17 protein-coding genes are annotated in these 17,653 nt (G+C 43.8%); 6 read left to right on the top strand and 11 right to left on the bottom strand.

The window, feature by feature from the left end; translation table 11 throughout:
• Nucleotides 1–112: 112 nt before the first annotated feature.
• Nucleotides 113–478 (top strand): rhodanese-like domain-containing protein, encoded by a 366-nt coding sequence (locus tag ACZMIG_RS02955; RefSeq protein ID WP_418873960.1) that lies wholly within the window; start codon nt 113–115, stop codon nt 476–478.
• Between the two features lie 40 nt (nt 479–518).
• Nucleotides 519–2,054 carry an endonuclease gene (locus ACZMIG_RS02950; RefSeq protein ID WP_418873959.1) on the top strand — a complete coding sequence of 512 codons (1,536 nt, stop codon included), beginning with the start codon at nt 519–521 and terminating at the stop codon, nt 2,052–2,054.
• Between the two features lie 258 nt (nt 2,055–2,312).
• Here ACZMIG_RS02950 and ACZMIG_RS02945 read toward each other — a convergent pair whose 3' ends face one another.
• From ACZMIG_RS02945 to ACZMIG_RS02915, 7 genes are all read right to left on the bottom strand, one after another.
• On the bottom strand, nt 2,313–3,095 hold the full coding sequence (locus ACZMIG_RS02945; RefSeq protein ID WP_418873958.1) for an SDR family NAD(P)-dependent oxidoreductase: 783 nt from the start codon (nt 3,093–3,095) through the stop codon (nt 2,313–2,315).
• 4 nt (nt 3,096–3,099) lie between these two features.
• The gene (locus ACZMIG_RS02940; protein ID WP_125105317.1) at nt 3,100–4,188 is read right to left on the bottom strand and encodes a UDP-N-acetyl glucosamine 2-epimerase; all 1,089 of its coding nucleotides are present in this window, start codon (nt 4,186–4,188) and stop codon (nt 3,100–3,102) included.
• A 218-nt stretch (nt 4,189–4,406) separates the two neighbouring features.
• Complete coding sequence (locus ACZMIG_RS02935) at nt 4,407–5,360, bottom strand: SPFH domain-containing protein (RefSeq protein WP_021853335.1); 954 nt, start codon at nt 5,358–5,360, stop codon at nt 4,407–4,409.
• Between the two features lie 27 nt (nt 5,361–5,387).
• A complete protein-coding gene (locus ACZMIG_RS02930; protein WP_021853336.1) occupies nt 5,388–5,837 on the bottom strand; it encodes an NfeD family protein in 450 nt (149 codons plus the stop codon).
• 246 nt (nt 5,838–6,083) lie between these two features.
• On the bottom strand, nt 6,084–6,461 hold the full coding sequence (locus tag ACZMIG_RS02925; protein ID WP_302433188.1) for a DUF2023 family protein: 378 nt from the start codon (nt 6,459–6,461) through the stop codon (nt 6,084–6,086).
• Between the two features lie 22 nt (nt 6,462–6,483).
• Nucleotides 6,484–6,987 carry a flavodoxin FldA gene (gene fldA / locus ACZMIG_RS02920; RefSeq protein WP_487889027.1) on the bottom strand — a complete coding sequence of 168 codons (504 nt, stop codon included), beginning with the start codon at nt 6,985–6,987 and terminating at the stop codon, nt 6,484–6,486.
• Between the two features lie 742 nt (nt 6,988–7,729).
• Nucleotides 7,730–8,092: a hypothetical protein gene (locus ACZMIG_RS02915; protein ID WP_021853339.1), complete on the bottom strand. Its 363-nt coding sequence runs from the start codon at nt 8,090–8,092 to the stop codon at nt 7,730–7,732.
• Nucleotides 8,093–8,546: 454 nt separating this feature from the next.
• On the opposite strand from ACZMIG_RS02915, the gene ACZMIG_RS02910 reads away from it, so the two are divergent.
• From ACZMIG_RS02910 to ACZMIG_RS02900, 3 genes are all read left to right on the top strand, one after another.
• A complete protein-coding gene (locus ACZMIG_RS02910) occupies nt 8,547–9,212 on the top strand; it encodes an FKBP-type peptidyl-prolyl cis-trans isomerase (RefSeq protein WP_021853340.1) in 666 nt (221 codons plus the stop codon).
• A gap of 150 nt (nt 9,213–9,362) precedes the next feature.
• Nucleotides 9,363–10,439 carry a chorismate synthase gene (aroC, locus tag ACZMIG_RS02905; protein WP_487889026.1) on the top strand — a complete coding sequence of 359 codons (1,077 nt, stop codon included), beginning with the start codon at nt 9,363–9,365 and terminating at the stop codon, nt 10,437–10,439.
• A gap of 330 nt (nt 10,440–10,769) precedes the next feature.
• Nucleotides 10,770–11,678: a TraB/GumN family protein gene (locus ACZMIG_RS02900; RefSeq protein ID WP_487889025.1), complete on the top strand. Its 909-nt coding sequence runs from the start codon at nt 10,770–10,772 to the stop codon at nt 11,676–11,678.
• 979 nt (nt 11,679–12,657) lie between these two features.
• On the opposite strand, the gene ACZMIG_RS02895 is transcribed toward ACZMIG_RS02900, so the two are convergent.
• The 4 genes from ACZMIG_RS02895 to holA form a co-directional block, all read right to left on the bottom strand.
• Nucleotides 12,658–13,572: a dihydroorotate dehydrogenase gene (locus ACZMIG_RS02895; protein ID WP_287603191.1), complete on the bottom strand. Its 915-nt coding sequence runs from the start codon at nt 13,570–13,572 to the stop codon at nt 12,658–12,660.
• Nucleotides 13,560–14,336, bottom strand: coding sequence for a dihydroorotate dehydrogenase electron transfer subunit (locus ACZMIG_RS02890; protein ID WP_125104497.1), 777 nt, complete (start codon nt 14,334–14,336; stop codon nt 13,560–13,562). The genes ACZMIG_RS02895 and ACZMIG_RS02890 overlap by 13 nt, the downstream gene beginning before the upstream one ends.
• Before the next feature lie 311 nt (nt 14,337–14,647).
• Entirely contained in the window at nt 14,648–15,115 is a 468-nt protein-coding gene (locus tag ACZMIG_RS02885) for a helix-turn-helix domain-containing protein (protein ID WP_418873971.1), read from the bottom strand.
• Between the two features lie 775 nt (nt 15,116–15,890).
• Entirely contained in the window at nt 15,891–16,919 is a 1,029-nt protein-coding gene (holA, locus tag ACZMIG_RS02880) for a DNA polymerase III subunit delta (protein ID WP_021853450.1), read from the bottom strand.
• Nucleotides 16,920–17,113: 194 nt separating this feature from the next.
• Between holA and ACZMIG_RS02875 the strand changes: the two genes are divergently transcribed.
• A complete protein-coding gene (locus tag ACZMIG_RS02875; RefSeq protein WP_418873954.1) occupies nt 17,114–17,563 on the top strand; it encodes a type I restriction enzyme HsdR N-terminal domain-containing protein in 450 nt (149 codons plus the stop codon).
• Nucleotides 17,564–17,653 lie beyond the last annotated feature (90 nt).

Raw genomic sequence — 17,653 nt, 5'->3', positions numbered from 1 at the left:
GCCAATATGATAAAATTATATGAAAATCCTTGGCAGGCATATTCTGTTTGAGTCAAAATAAGTATATTTGCGGAATATTTCTTATTTTATGAACAGATTAATTTTATCAATCATGACGTTAGTTTCAGGCAGCTTGTTCAGCTGCGGACAACAAAACTTCAAGACTGTTGACGCCAATGAATTTGAAACTGTCATTTCTTCAGACAGCGTACAATTGCTTGACGTAAGGACAGCAGAAGAGTTTAACGAGGCACACATCGATGCCGACAGTGTTATTAACATCGACAAACTGCAACCAGACTTTATGACAAAGGCACGCAAGATACTGAAAAAGGACAAACCTGTTGCAGTTTACTGCCGAAGCGGAAGAAGAAGCGCTGACGCAGCCCAACTTCTGGCTGAAGAAGGATACAAGGTGATAGACCTTGACGGAGGTATTATAGAATGGGAAAAGAGAGGCAAGAAAACCAGAAAATAACCTCTTTTGGCTTTTATAAAATAAACATAAAACTTAAAATATGATCAACCTTAAAAGAACGGTCGTGCTGAACAGCCTGATCTTGATGCTGACTCAACTGTTTGCGCAAGGACCCAACAACAGCGGAACTTACTACAAGAACGCTGACGGAAAGAAAGGAAGCGAACTGAAAACAGCGCTTTCTGAAATTATCAGGAATCACAAGGAATTGTCATACGACGCTCTGTGGGACTGTTTCAGAACAACAGACGTACGCAACGACGGAAAAGTATGGGATATGTATTCAGGTATCACAAACTTTACTTTCGGCTCCGACCAGGCTGGAAACTATAAAAACGAAGGTGATGTATATAACCGCGAGCACTCTATGCCAAAAAGTTGGTTTAATGATGCCAGGCCGATGTATACCGACCTCGTTCATCTCGTACCAACCGACGGATACGTCAACGGAAGACGAAGCAACTATCCTTTTGGCGAAACAGACAGCCCCTCATACACATCAGCAGGAGGCTTCAGCAAACTAGGCCCTTCGTCTGTCAGCGGATACAGCGGCATTGTATTTGAACCAAACGACGAATACAAAGGCGACTTCGCACGCATATACTTCTATATGGTTACTTGCTATGAAGAGAATGTATCAACCTGGAACAGCGACATGCTGGCCCACAACAAGTATCCGGCACTGACCGAATGGGCATTGAAGATGCTGCTGAAATGGGCTGCTGAAGATCCTGTGAGCCAAAAGGAGATAGACAGAAACAATGCCGTGTACGGATTCCAACAGAACAGAAATCCTTATGTCGACTATCCGGGACTTGAACAATATGTATGGGGCAACAACACCGCAGACAGTTTCAGTTACGACAACTACGTTGAACCTGAAACAGGAACAACTCCCGACCCGGATCCCGACCCTGACCCTGATCCTGATCCAGACCCGATAGAAGGCGAGCAAACTTACAAAAAGGTTATGTCTGCCGATGACCTCACTGTGGGATACGGTTATATCATCGTGTGTGAAGAGGCAGGAACTGCATTGGCTGAAAGCGGAAACAACAATGTAAGAAACAGCGCAACAGTGAGCATATCAGACAATCAGATAACTACAGAAGTCAACAAGGACGGCAAGCCTTACCAGCTTATCCTCGGAACATCCAACGGATACTATACGTTCTATGATGCTACCGAAAACGTCTATCTGTCTCTGAACAGCAGTGATAATAAACTGGGAAACAAGACCGACGCTGACACGGACAACGCATTGTGGGAAATAAGCATAAGCAACGGCAACACGGAAATAGGCAACAAAGCCTACCCTGACAGATTTATCAATTACAACAAAATGCAGCCGCGCTTTGCCTGCTACAAGGCCAGCAGCCAACAGACAGCTGTATGTCTATACAAAAACACAGTGTCAACCGGTATCGAAAGCATAACCAACGGCGCAAACGATAATGTTGATGTATATAATATTGCAGGACAAAAAATCCGCTCTAACGTAAAGGCAGACAATGCACTTGACGGCCTGACAAGAGGTGTTTACATCATCAACAAGAAGAAATATGCCGTAAAATAACAATACAAAAACAAATGTCTGAAGGCGACAAAAACAAGGATGCCAAATAAAAAGACATGATGTTATATTTTAAAATATAGGCCATAAACGAAAGAGGGACAAGCCTAAACGGTTTGTCCCTCTTTCGTTTATGTAATACAGTAAATCTGTCATGGATTATATTGCCAACAAACTAACAGACCAGATGAAACATCTATTCAAGTATATTGCAAACAGCATACAGGCGTGATGGGCCAACACTGTACACCAACCGGCTCATTATGAAAGATGCTCCACCCTGTCAGGATTACGGTCGATGACCGTACCGTTGGCCTGATGCGTAGCAAGAACAAGCACTTCAGCAATCTGCACATGCTCAGGAGCACTTGCTGCATAGAATGCGACATCAGCTATATCATCGCCGGTAAGGGGCTGAACTCCTTTATATACATTGTCGGCCTTCTCCTGATTGCCATGGAATCGGACAACACTGAAATTGGTTTCAACCAGCCCGGGCTTAACGTTTGTAACACGCACAGCTGTGTGTGCAACATCGATACGCAGTCCGTCAGAAAGAGCTTTCACAGCAGCTTTAGTAGCACAATAAACATTTCCTCCGGCATAAGCAGCATCACCTGCCACAGAACCGATATTGATGATATGGCCCTTGTTGCGTTCTACCATAGCAGGAACAACGAGACGCGTCATTATGAGCAGTCCCTTTATATTGGTATCAATCATTGTTGTCCAATCTTCCCAATCGCCCTCATACTCCTTGTCGAGTCCAAGAGCAAGACCAGCATTGTTTATCAGCACGTCGACAGTCTTCCATTTTCCCTGCAACGACTCAACAGCCGCAGTGGCAGCTCCGCGGTCTCTGACATCAAATGTCAGCGGCAGCACGTCAGCTCCAAACGCCTTTACCTTTTCACATATTGCCTTAAGTTTCTCCTCATTACGTCCTGTAAGGATTAAATCGTAACCTCCCTCGGCAAACTTACGCGCACAAGCTTCGCCAATACCGCTTGTGGCACCGGTAATCAAAACAACCTTCCTTTCCATTTTGTTATTTCATTTCTAAAAGAATCTGCACAATACGCTCTGCCGTGCGACCATCCCAGCGGTCGGGCAACGAACATTTCTTCCAATTTCCGCCAACCATGTCGGCAACGGCTTCAGCCAGTTTTTCTGCATTCTCGCCAACAAGCACGTTTGAACCGCACTTAACCGTCTCTATATGCTCTGTATAGCTGTTAAGCGTTATGCAGGGAATGCTGTTGAAGGTGGCTTCTTCTGCCACATTGCCCGAGTCGGTAACAATACCCATGGCATTAGCCGTTAGATAACCAAACTCAAGATATGACAGAGGATTGACAATGACAAGATTGCCGCATTCTGCCGCAAACTGCTCAACAACGGCCTTAGCCGCAGAACGGAGCGGTGCCACAATCTTAATGTCACCGGCAGCACGACACATGGCAACAACCATCTTCTTCAGGTTGTCGGCATCTGCAATAAGAGCCTTACGGTTAAGAGTGAAAACCAGATAGCGGTTGTCGCTGATGCCAAGTTCATCGAGGACGGCAGGACGCACAAAGCGGGCGCGGTTGTAGCGCAGCGTATCCATAAGGATGTTGCCCACCATGTAGACCTGCGACAGCTCGGCACCTTCGCGCGTAACGATGCTGTTGCTGCCCATACCGGCCGTGAAAAGAAGATCTGAAAGGCCGTCGATGACAAGACGGTTGATTTCTTTCGGCATCTTGATGTCAAACGAACGTGTTCCTGCCACGAGGTGCGCAAGCGTAACGCCGTGTTTTTTTGTAACAATGGCAACAGCCATTGTTGAAGCCAAGTCGTCGACAACGATAACCACATCGGCAGGATTGGCTTCAAGATATTTGTCAAACTCGGCCATGACACGGCCTGTAAGTTCATTAAGACTGACACAGTCGACGCCCAGGTAAACATCAGGCTCACTGATTTCGAGGTCACTGAAAAGAGACGACTCAAGCGTGGCGTCTTCTTTTGTTCCTGCATAAACCAGACGGTAGTCGATTTCGCGGCCTTCTTCCTTGGCCTTGATAACGGCTCTCACAAGCGGAGCCACTTTGATAAAGTTTGGCCGTGCGCCGGCAACTATACAAATATTCAACATAACAAATAAAATAAACGGAGAAACGCAAACTGTTATCCGGCCGGAACTCTATATAGACTTAATAAGGCAATGACTAACGGCCGCACTATTTGAGCAGCGGCCTGACAGTGAAACATCACCATAACGGCCCGCTGCCACCAACGGCAGCAACCTTCGGCACCAACCGGCATTATAACTTATTCGCGTCTCCTTATACCATAAAAATTTTAAAGTTATTATTCTGACTTAAACAAATCTTTTATTCCTCCTATGCTGCCCATAAGGTTTGTGGCCTCATAAGGCAGATAAACGGTTTTGGTCTTGTCGCCGCTGGCAACGTCTTCGAGCATCTTGATATACTTCTGTGCCAACAGATAATTGGCAGGATTGGTGCTCTTGCCCACAGCTTCAGTAATCTTCTGTATGGCTATTGCCTCGGCCTCAGCCTTGCGTATCTTGGCCTGAGCTTCGCCCTCGGCGTTGAGTATGGCCATCTGCTTGTCGGCCTCAGCCTTGTTTATTATGGCTGTCTTCTCGCCTTCCGACTTAAGTATGGCAGCAGCCTTCTCGCCCTCGCTCGTAAGAATGGTGGCGCGCTTGTTGCGTTCTGCCTGCATCTGCTTCTCCATTGCCTGAAGCACGCTCTCAGGAGGTGTGATGTCCTGGAGCTCAACGCGGTTAACCTTAATACCCCATTTGTTGGTGGCATCGTCGAGCACGGCGCGCAGCTTGGTGTTTATCGTGTCGCGCGATGTGAGCGTCTGGTCGAGTTCAAGCTCTCCGATGATGTTACGCAGAGTGGTCTGCGTAAGTTTCTCGATAGCATTGGGCAGATTGCTTATCTCATAAACAGCCTTGAACGGGTCTACAATCTGAAAATAAAGCAGGGCGTTGATCTGCGTCTGCACATTGTCTTTTGTAATCACGTTCTGCTTGTCGAAGTCGTAAACCTGCTCACGAAGGTCGATAGAGTTGCTGTAGATGTAGCGGCCGCGGCGCATGGTTACAATCTCCTTGGCGCGGTCAATAAACGGTATGATGATGTTTATTCCGGGTTTCAGCGTGGCATAATACTTGCCGAGACGCTCTATAATCTTTGTTTCCGACTGAGGTATGATGACAAGACTCTTCTTCACTACGATGAGCGCACATATAATTAGCGCAATAAAGATATAAGCAACGATGTCCATAATTTAAAAGATTATTAGGTTATTAAATCAAATTTTCTCTACCGTGATGATAATACTCTCGCGCCCTATCACCCTTACGCTCTGCCCTACAGCCACACTTTCGCCATTGGCCGTGACGGCTTTCCAGTCGTCACCGTCTATGGCCACGCGCCCGTATCCGCCTTCAACGATGGTCTCGCTGACGCGGCCTGTACGGCCTATAATGGCATCGGCATTGCTAAGGCGCTCCTTACGGCTGCCATGCAGATACTTTATGGCAAACGGACGCACAAAGAATATGCACAACACCGAAAACAGCAAAAACAGGAAAAGCTGCAGATAAAAACCCGGCACAAACAGCGAGACAAGAACCGTAAGCAGCGCACCAATGGAAAAACACATCACATAGAAGTCTCCGTTGGTAAGCTCTACTATAAGACAGACAATGGCTATGAGAGTCCACATCTGCCACAAATTATCGGCAAAATATTCTATCATACACACTAATCTTATTTATTTGCGAAGATAATGAAAATTATTTGTTCCTACAAATAATAAGAAACAAATTAAACATATAAAACGTAATACCACAGAATGGCGGCATACGGAAAGACACGGCAGCCAACATAACTTTACGAACAAGACGTGGCCGACTTCACAGCCGGCCACGATCAGTGTATACAAAAACATTATGAATTTTACTTAGCGAACAAGATTTCTAAAAAGTTTATCATCTACTTTACGTCATTGTGCCTTCATGCAGCTGCGGCATTTGCGCTCACAATAGCGCTCACACTGCGCGCAGATATCATAGCCGAGCATAGCTCCGAGGATGAAGTCTTCCTCAGGCGTGAGCTGGCTCAACGGCCGTGTAACCATGAGACGGATAGCCTCAAGACACTGCTTGCGGCCGAAGAACAAGTTTATGCGGTCGTTGCCCACCGGCTGAAGTATATAGCTGATGTTCTGCCGCTTAAGGCGCGCCGTGGCATAGTCCTCATATCTCTTGTTGAAAGTGAAGAGCACCATCTGGCGCACACCTTTCTTATACTCGTAAATATGGTTCATCAGCACCTTCATGTCAGGCGGCAGTATCTCTGTAATAAGGGCATCCGTTCTCATAATTCATGTTGTTTTAAATTAACTAAAGACTGTTCTTTATACTTTCAAGCCATGCGTCGATGCGGCAGTCTGTCTTGTCCGGCTCATTGACATCGTCGAGCGCAAGCCCCACAAAACAGCCGTCTACCACGGCAGCTGAATCGTCATAGGTGTAGCCGTCTGTCGAAACGGCACCGACAAACTTTGCTCCGCTGTCTTTAAGCGCATTGTATATCTCGCCGATAGCCGAACAGAACGTGTCGCCATACGACTCGCTGTCGCCGCAGCCAAACAGAGCAATGGTCTTTCCGGAAAGGTTGGCCTGCTTAAGTGTCTCAAGTCCGTCGTACCAGTCGTCCTGAAGTTCGCCTGCTCCCCATGTAGAAGTGCCCAAAATCAGATTTGTGTAAGCATCCGGAGTTGAAGCGTCTATACTTGAAACGTCAAGCACGTCGGCAGCTCCCACACCCAGCTTGCCGGCTATATTCTCGGCAATGGCCTGACAGGTTCCCGTTGACGAACCGTAAATTATACATGTCTTTTCCATATCAATTTTATCATTTATGAGTTATTTGTCTTTACGGCTGCAAAGATAACGTACAAGAAAATATACTGCAATACCTAAAAATAGGGTTTCTGACAATACCTAAAAATGATTAGGCCATGGCCGTAACGACTGGGTTTTGCACTAAATTAAAGTCAACAGACTCACGAAAATATTTTCAAGAAAAAGTCAAAAATAATGTCATGAGTTTTCTGTAAAATAGGAATCATACTGCTAACATAAGTTAATTTGACGCAATCAACAGCAGCAATAAATTAACCTATATTCACAAGCGGCATCTCTTAGAACCTAAAAAGCACTTGTTTTTAATCAAAAAAGCATTGATTTCAGCAGGTAAAACTTGCCGTTTTGCATGCAGAAACCTATGCTTTTGCAACACAAAAGGGCACATATTGGGCAACATCCGACTTACGTCTACATGACAGGATATGATAAACTGCTGATATAGTGCAATTTAGAAAAGATTACAATATCCGGCTATTTTTCAGAGAAAAAATACTTTCATAAAGAGCAACGCCATTCTGAGAGCGTCAAAATAAAAAAGTTTTCTGTTTCAGCGGTAATATTTCATTACATTTCAGAATACCATACCGCGATAATGAGACACAATAACAAGATACAGCAAAATGCCAAACGACACATACAAATATGGCAGTCAGGACACAAAACAAAAAAAGTCCGTCTGAGCTTACGCACAGGCGGACTTCCTGATATACGATAATGATTATCTTTCTATGCCACGGTTGTTGAATGTTACGTTCAGAAGCATCAGATACTTGCGGAACTGATCACCGGTAAGAACGTTACGCATGTACTTCAAGTCTTTCTCTACTGCACCGTTAACCATAGATGCACGCTCGTCTGAATTAGCGTTGGCAGCATTCAACATGTCTGCGCAGAATGAAGTGTGAATGTCCTGAACAGCCTCAAGCTGGTCTGAAGAAAGACCGAGGAAGTCGGCAAGCTTGCCGTAGTTAACTTCCATGTTGTAAGCTTTTGCGCTCTCAACGTTGTTCAACTTCTCATCTTCTGCAAATGTCATAGTCATGCTGAGCACAGCTACGACGGTTAAAAACAATCTTTTCATAATCCTTAAATTTTCATTTTACCTTGAGCCCCGGCTCTTTTCTCACGAATCGCCTCAGCTCGTTATCCTAAATTTATTTATCTCTTTTTGTCTTTCGACGGTGCAAAGATACATCAAAATCCGACAAAGCGAAGCAAAAATATCATGCTGTTTGCGTTAACAGCTTACTTTTTTGACCTAAATCAAATATTTAAAATACTTTTAGCAATCTGTTTACAATATATTACAACAATATGAAATAACTGCAAAATATTTGTAACATAAAGTAAGACAATACCCCTTCATCCGTTCAAAACGGCAACAAAAGATGCACCCAAAACAGGCAAAGACAGGGCACGAGAACAAGAAACGGGCATGAGAATAAACAGAAAAACAGAAAATTTAAACACGATTTATTTTATTCTGAGCACAAATTGCATTATCTTTGCACTCAAAAGAAAATTTTAGTCAAGAAATGGAAAGTAACAAGAACAAATACATAGCAGTAGCTTACAGACTGTATGTTGTAGACAACAACTCTAACGAACTCGTTGAAGAGGCTACCGATAATGAGCCGTTCCAGTTTATCAGCGGATACGGCATAACGCTCGATGCATTCGAGAATGCCACTGCCGGGCTGAACAAGGGTGAAGAATTTGACATCACCCTGTCGAAAGACGAGGCGTACGGCGACTATGAGGAAGAGCATGTGCTCGACCTTGACAAGAACATCTTCTGCATAAACGGACACTTCGACCATGACAACATATATAAAGACGCCATTATTCCGCTGCAGAACGAAGACGGAAACAGATTTTTGGCAAAAGTTGTATCAGTAGGCGAAGACAAGGTTAGAGTGGACCTCAACCACCCGCTGGCAGGCAAGACACTCAATTTCAAAGGACATATCGTTGAGTCTAGAGAGGCTACTAACGAAGAAATTCAGGGTCTTATCAACCGCATGAGCGGCGAAGGATGCTGCTGCGGACACCATGGCGAAGACGGAGGCGACTGTTGCTGCGGACATCACCACGGAGATGGCGAAGGATGTCATCACGGACATGGTGAGGGATGCCACCATGAGCACGGCGAAGGATGCCACCACGGACACGAAGGCGGCAACGGATGCTGCTGCAACTAAAGAAAAGAACAGCACAGACAAAGGTCTGAAAAGCATATAGGCAAATACGGCAACAGACCTGAACCTATAACGGCAAAAGGCTATGACACGACAAGCGCTGTAGCCGTTTTGCCGATTTTTTATGTTAAAGTAAAAACGGTTCTGCAAAACATGAGTAACTCTTTCGGAAAATTGTTCAGACTGACCACCTTCGGCGAAAGCCACGGCGAGGCTGTCGGCGGAGTTGTAGACGGATATCCGGCAGGAATAGACATCGACCTTGATTTCATACAAGGCGAGCTTGACAGAAGAAAACCGGGACAAAGCGCCATAACAACAGCGAGGAAGGAGGCCGACAAGGTTGAAATATTGAGCGGAGTGTTTGAAGGCAAGTCTACGGGCTGCCCCATCGGCTTCATCGTGAGAAACTCCAATCAAAGATCGTCCGACTATGACAACATGAAGGACGTTTTCCGTCCGTCGCATGCAGACTTTACATATAATTACAAATATGGGATACGTGACCACAGGGGCGGAGGCCGCTCATCGGCACGAATAACCATAAGCAGATGCGTAGGCGGAGCGCTGGCCAAGCTGGCTCTAAAGCGTTTAGGTATATCAGTTAATGCCTACACATCACAGGTTGGCACCATCGCTCTCGACAGCGACTACAGTAAATACGACCTTGAGTCGGCCGAGGAAAACATTGTAAGATGCCCCGACAAGGCTAAAGCCGAAGAGATGATAAAACTTATTTCGGAGGTTAAGGCTGAGGGCGACACCATAGGCGGAACAATTACGTGCGTGATAAAAGGCTGCCCGGCAGGACTCGGAGAGCCCGAGTTTGACAAGCTGCATGCAGCCCTCGGAAGTGCCATGCTGGGCATAAACGCCGTGAAAGGCATTGAGTTTGGAGCAGGATTTGGCATGAGCGCCAGACGCGGAAGCGAAGTGAACGACCTATTCTTCAATTACAACGGGCGCATAGCCACAAGAACGAACAACAGCGGAGGCATACAGGGAGGCATAAGCAACGGCGAGGACATCTACTTCAGAATAGCGTTCAAGCCCATAGCAACACTGCTGAAAGACCAGACGACCGTAAACAAAGACGGCGAAGAAGTGAACCTCAAAGCCAAAGGACGACATGACCCATGTGTGCTGCCACGCGCCGTACCGATAGTAGAAGCCATGGCTGCCATGACAATACTTGACCAATATTTGTTATCAAAAACAATAAAACTTTAAAATTTTGCAGAAAAGTGTAAAAAGGCGCATAATTATTTGGTTGTATAAAAAATATATCGTATATTTGCATCGACGATTCAGGGTTTGTGAAAATCTTGATTTCGTCTAATTAAGTCTAGTTTAGTTTTTGTGTTGGTTGAGAGCGGTCAATTGGCCGCTCTTTTTTTGCTACACCGTAACATGCTAAAAACAAGCACTTTAGACAAAAATAAAAAGGCAGGACACAAAAAACTTTCTTATCATTTCGTTTTTGCATGACAATTGGCTATCTTTGTACGGAATAATTTTTTAGTGTCATGACAAATGTGTAATCCCTAAATAATTCTATCTATGAAAAGAATTTTATTTTCTGCATTTTTACTGTTTGTTGCGTTAATAGGCATTCAGGCGCAACTTTTATGGAAGATATCCGGCAACGGACTGAGCAAACCGTCGTACATAATAGGCACATACCATCTTGCACCGGCATCTTTTACTGACAGCATACCGGGACTGAAAAATGCCCTAGACGCATCTGAACAGGTTTACGGAGAAATAATAATGTCGGAAATGACTGCTCCTGAAAACATGGCAAAATTACAGAGCGCCATGATGCTCCCTGACGGACAGACGATAGACAAGATGTTCACAGCCGAGGAAATGGCACGTATCAACGCCATGATGAAGGACATTATAGGCATAGACATGACCAACCCGATAGTGGCACAACAGTTCGGGAAAATGTCACCACAGGCCCTTACAACACAGTTAACCGTACTGATGTATCTTAAAAAGAACCCGAAATTTAACCCGAACCAGACTTTTGACGAGTATTTTCAGAATAAGGCCAAGGAACAGGGTAAGCCTGTTGGCGCGCTCGAGACAATAGACTTCCAGATGGAACTCTTGTACAAGGGACAGACGGAAGAGCGCCAGAAAGAACTGCTGCTGTGCCTTGCGGACAATAAGGATATGTATGAGATGATGACAGAAAACATCACCAAAGCCTTCTTTACACAAGACCTGAAGGCCATAAACGACGCTATGGAAGAAAAACTGAACAACAGCTGCGACTACACTCCACAGGAAAAGGACGCGCTGATATATAACCGCAACGCCGACTGGATAAAGAAGATGCCGGAGATAATGAAAAAGAGAGCTACATTCTTTGCCGTAGGAGCCGGACACCTGACGGGAGAGCAAGGCGTGCTGGAACTGCTGAAGAAAGCCGGATATAAGGTTGAAAGCGTAAGACAGTAAGCTCCACAGCATCTGACAAATCATAACGCTACACGGCATAACAGAGACAAAAACGGGCAATACCCTGCCATTTTACAGGCAAGAAAGCCTGATGACAATAGCGTTTTGCTACAAAATAATGCTCCGAATATGGGATAGCCTTTATTCGGAGCATTTTAATTCTTACAGAAATAAGCTTTACGACAAATCTAAGCAGGGAAACAGATAAAAATGACAATATTCTGCAATATTAACCGCCAACAAGCATTATGAATAAAATAATGCTACAATCGGCCATAAGACCGCATATTGTTTTATCTATTTGGCGTATTCCTGCTTTCATCCCCCTTTTATGTTCTATAGACGCCTTTTCGCCCGTTTTTCTTGACATAGTTCGTTACATCTGCCCAAGAAGCAAACGGCAAGGCGACGGATATTAAGCTGCTATCCAGCAAAATAATAATGCCCGGTTGGAGTTAAACGGCCTAAATTTATCACTAAACACCCTGTTGAGAAGGCGGAATGGAGCTAAATTAGCCCCAATTATTAGGCAAAACACCATAATAGTAGGCAAATTGACATATAAAAGACCACCTTTCAGGCTCTAAAAGACGGCAAAACGCAACGTGAAAGGTATGCTTCTGCAAAATCGTCAATATGCAAAGACATCCTGATTAAGCTTTTCAAGCTGAAACAGGAATAACACAGCCTCAGGTAAACCGAAATCAGGATTAAATCAAAGAATATAAAGAAAAAGTTTTCTGAATAAACTCGTCACTCATCACAAGCAGACATAACTTACTGATTTTCAACGACATTGAATGTGATGAGTTGAAAAACAGACTCATCACGCCTAGCATAAAGCCTATGCTGTGATGAGTCTGCCTTCAAAGTCGTCACATCATAAGTGATTAAATTACAGCACTTTACATATCATTGTGACGAGTGACGAGTTTATTCAGAAAACTTTTTTATAAAAATCTCGTAAAAAGCAGAAATATCAGCAGTCTTCCAACGTACCGATAATCTCCTTAACCGACTTGCAGCCGTGGCTGTCAAGCCATTCATTAATGCCGTCGCGTACTTTTATCGTAACCTGCGGATCGATAAAGTTGGCTGTACCAATCTCTATTGCCGTAGCACCGGCCATAAGGAATTCGATGGCATCATGGGCATTACAGATACCTCCAAGACCGACAACAGGGATTTTCACAGCCTTGGCCACCTGCCATACCATACGCAGGGCAACAGGCTTCACGGCAGGACCGCTAAGTCCGCCCGTATTGATGCTAAGCAAGGGCTTGCGCTTCTCAATGTCAATAGCCATGCCCATAAGAGTGTTGATAAGCGATACGCTGTCGGCGCCCTCAGCCTCAACTGCACGCGCTATCTCGGCTATGTCGGTAACATTGGGAGAGAGCTTTACTATCATGGTCTTGTCGTATCTGGCACGCACAGCCTTTACTACGCTTGCCGCACCGGCACACGTAACGCCGAAGGCCATGCCTCCCTGCCTTACGTTTGGACATGAAATATTAAGTTCTATGGCCGGAATGTTGTCCAGCTCGTTGATACGGGCGGCACATTCAGCATAATCTTCAGGAGACGAGCCGCTGACGTTTACAATCATATTTGTATCAATGTCCTTTATCTCAGGATATATATGCTCACAGAAATAGTCTACGCCCTTGTTCTGCAGTCCCACGCAGTTGAGCATACCCGAAGCCGTCTCTACCATACGGGGATAATCGTTGCCCTCACGCGGTTTTAGAGTGGTTCCTTTCACAATAATACCGCCAAGACCTTCCAACGGTATGAAATCAGCAAATTCGGGGCCATAGCCAAATGTTCCCGAAGCCGTCATTACAGGGTTCTTCAACTGCAATTTGTTGATATTTACGCTTAAATCTGCCATAACAATTTCTTTATGTTTACAACCGGTCCTTCCTTACATACACACACGTTGCCTTCTGTGGTCTTTTCAACGCAGCAGAGACATGCTCCCAGTCCGCAGGCCATCTTATTTTCCAAAGACACCTCACATTCTATACCTTTTGCCTTGGCATATCTTGCCACGGCAGCCATCATTGGCTTCGGACCGCAAGTGGCTATACGGCCGAAAGCCACCTCATTGAGCACAGAATGGTTTGTAACAAAGCCTTTCTCGCCCATTGAGCCGTCTTCTGTCGTTACGCATACGCGCCCGTACTTTTTAAACTCATCCAGCAGAAGCAAATCTTTTCCGGAACGTGCCCCGAGAAGAAATACAGGGGGTATACCGGCATCGCAGAGTTTCTTGCCGAAATACAGCAGCGGAGCCACACCTACGCCGCCTCCAACAAGCAAAATCTTCTCTGAGGCGCCTTCAGGCATTGTAAAGCAGTTACCCAAAGGGAACATGCAGTTAAGCACGTCTCCGGCCTTTAATTGAGCCATACGGCGTGTTCCGTCGCCTATAGCAGCAACGAGAAGCCACAGCTGATTTGTGTCATAATCAACGAAATTAATTGAAATGGGACGCCTAAGGAATGTAGAAGGCGATCCGTCTACTCTTATCTCAACAAACTGTCCCGGGAGCATTTCCGGAAGTCGTTCGTCCTGAGTAAGCTTTATCAGAACATATTTGTCGTTTATATGTTCTACAGAAACGACCTTGAGGTCTGAAACATATTTTTTCATAAGAAACGAATTTATCTTATTAAACCAGGCGCAAGAAAGACTTTATCGCCTTACTTACAGAATACAAAGGTACAAAATAAGCCTGCGCTTTCCAAAAAAACGAAAGTCACAGGCTGTTAAATATATGTTAAACGGCATATATGATGCCATAAAAGGCTATTTAACGTCAAGAAAAACGCTCAACAATGAAAAACAGACACATGACAGAGCCAATAAATGCCTCAAAAAACGTATGTACATGCCATAAGCCTACAAAAAAGGGCATACCAGCAAAGCTAAATCAACATATTATCGGTTTTTACACGGCAATTCTATTTTTTGGGGACAAAAGTCTCATAGGTAAGGTCGTCAAAATAAACCCTTATCTCTGTAATCTGTCTTTGCGGACGCTCAACATATTTCACTTCAGGCCGAATAACGCTCTCAACATGTCTGTGCACAGACTGTTGAACAGATGCTCCGGTCTGGTTGTCTCCGAAAAGATCCGGCACGCCGCCTCCAAAGTCAGCAACATGCTCACTGCCCATATCTGTATCCTCAGCAGGAGAGGGGTCGGTAGTCGGAGTGTCGTCGATAAACATCGAGCCTCTTCCGAACATGAGCCAGTCTGTACTCAGGCGAGGCATTTTGCTCTTAATCGCTTCAACGGTGTTGAGCGTCGGTTTTGTACGGTTGTTAAAAATGCTGCTTAATGATGCAGCAGACATTCCGATGAAGTTAGCGAAGGTCTGTTGACTCATATGTTGAGACTCCATTATCTGCCTGATTCGGTCTTTCATTTCTTCCATTTTCTTACCTTGATGTTGTTTTTTGCTATTTTTCTTAGACTTTACAAAGGTAAATCATTTTTTTGACATACACAACAAACCTAAATATTATTTTAAAATTTAAATGTCAAATTTATAAATTTATATTTGTAAATGTAAATATCTAAATCTTATAATTTGGTATTTAAAAATACAAATGTAAATTTAGACTATTAAAACGCCCGATAAGCCTTTATTTAAAGGATTTTGCTAACTAATTCATTAGGCGAGCGTTATTTGCACTAATAAAAAGCGTTAATCTAGCTTTATGCAGTATTTTAAGGCGAAAATAAGCATAATCGCATAAATTTACTTCATAAAATATCGTATTCAGGCTGATAATCAGGCATTTAAACAATAAATCCGAAAATGCATAAATATAACTTGTAATTTGCAAATTTAAAGATTTAAGTATTAAAATATAAATTCAATTATCAATATATTTATATTTAAATATAAATTTATGCTTTACATTTGCATTTTATATAAACAAATATAAACATTCAGATAGCTAAATTTCGGTATTGTAAATCATAATAAATGCAAACGCTAAATTTTAACACCTGTTTTTCGGTCGAAAAACAGAAAAATTAAGTATTTCGAAACGAGGTAAAGAAAGCTCAAAAATACACGATTCTGAGAGCGTCAAAAATCATAAAAGGCTCTGATTTTTACGACTTTAACCCTATTTTTTTTGTTCAGAAAAAAATGCGAAAGAGAAAAAAATAGCCCCAAAATGGGGCTATTTTTAGTGTAAAATGAAGAAAATTAGCTCTCTTAACAGCTCCCCGACAGGGGTATTTGGGTTGTCTAAACCCTTACTTTTGGCATCTGTCTCTCTAATTTTAGAAATTATCTGCATCACTTTCACACCAGTATAATTTCTCATACCAGTGATGTAGTCCTTTGCAGCCCACCCTGCCCTGAGGTCCAACCAGCGTGCAACACTCTCGTCAGTTTTAGGTTGAGGAGCATAAAATGCTATAAGTAAATTTTGAAAATAAGAGAACAACATCGGTATAAGCATGTATGCATTTCCGGTCTTCGGGTTGTCATTAAAATAATACAAAATCCGTGTCGCCTTCAACACATCACGGTTAACTATCGCGCTGCGTAATTCGTAAGCATTAAAATCCTTGCTCACTCCTATCCTCTCCTCTACAACCTCAGGAGTAACACGCCGGTCATTCTCTGGCAAAGAAAGAATCAGCTTGTCGAGTTCACTCGTCAACCTGCTAAGATCTGCCCCGATATGGTCGGCTATCATCTGGGATGACTTATGGTCTATTGCAGCGCGTCCATAATTTTTAAGATAACTCTCTATGAAAGCCGGCAATTCATAATCACGCTTCTTCTTGCTCTCAAACACCACACCCGTGGCTGCTGCCTTGGCCAATATTTTCTTTCGCCCGTCAATACTGCCGTTTTTGTGACACAAAACCAAAACTGTTGATTTCACAGGTTTTTCAACATACTTTTCCAGTTGTTCCCAGTTTTTTATATTCTGAGCCTCTTTCACTATCACAACCTGCCGCTCGGCCATCATCGGGAAACGCCTTGCCATGTCAACAATCTGACTTGAAGAAACGTCAGAGCCAAAGACAACAGACTGATTGAAGTCGCGTTCTTCAGGAGTAAGAGCATTCGTCGAGATAAAATCTGTTATCTTATCAATATAATAAGACTCCTCGCCCATAAGAATATATACGGGCGCATAATTACCTGCACGCAAGTCGCGCATTATGCTCTCAAAAGTAACGATCTTTTTCTCTGCCATATCTTTATGCTTTATCAGAAAGCCATTGCTGCCAAAAAAGGACGCTGACGTTCACCGTTTAAAATAATAATGGCTAACTTTGCAAAAATTACTGAGTCAGCGGCCTGAAGACATAAACTATCTGTCTGCGGCTATAAACTCATACGCCCTAACACATGGCAACTTAAAGCCATTCAGAATGCAAATTTAATAAAATGTATCGATTAAACCTACCTCAATACGAAATAAAAATAAAACAGCAGAACGGCAAGACACTGATTCTTGACACGCTGAGACGCAAGTTTGTAAGTCTTACACCGGAAGAATGGGTGCGCCAGCATTTTATTCATTTCCTGACAGAGCACAAAGGTTATCCGGCATCACTCATTGCCAACGAGACAGAACTGACATGCGGTCAGAAAAAACTGCGCTGCGACAGCGTTCTATACGACTCACAGGCGCGTCCGCGCATGATTATGGAGTATAAAGCTCCAACAATAGCCATCACACAGAAGGTGTTCAACCAGATTTCGGTTTATAACATGCTGCTGAAAGTGGATTATCTCGTAGTAAGCAACGGCCTGCAACACTATTGCTGCCGAATGGACTACGCAAATAACAGCTATAGTTTTCTGAAAGAAATACCTGATTTCAGCGAACTTTAACGCCAAACAGCATTAAAATTTTTGGTAAAGCGATATCAAGAATAAAACATTACCACAAAAAGTCTGATTTTTAATCATAAAAAGAGAGCG

Source organism: Xylanibacter sp. (assembly GCF_057607445.1).
This window is presented reverse-complemented; position numbering and strand designations above follow the sequence as displayed.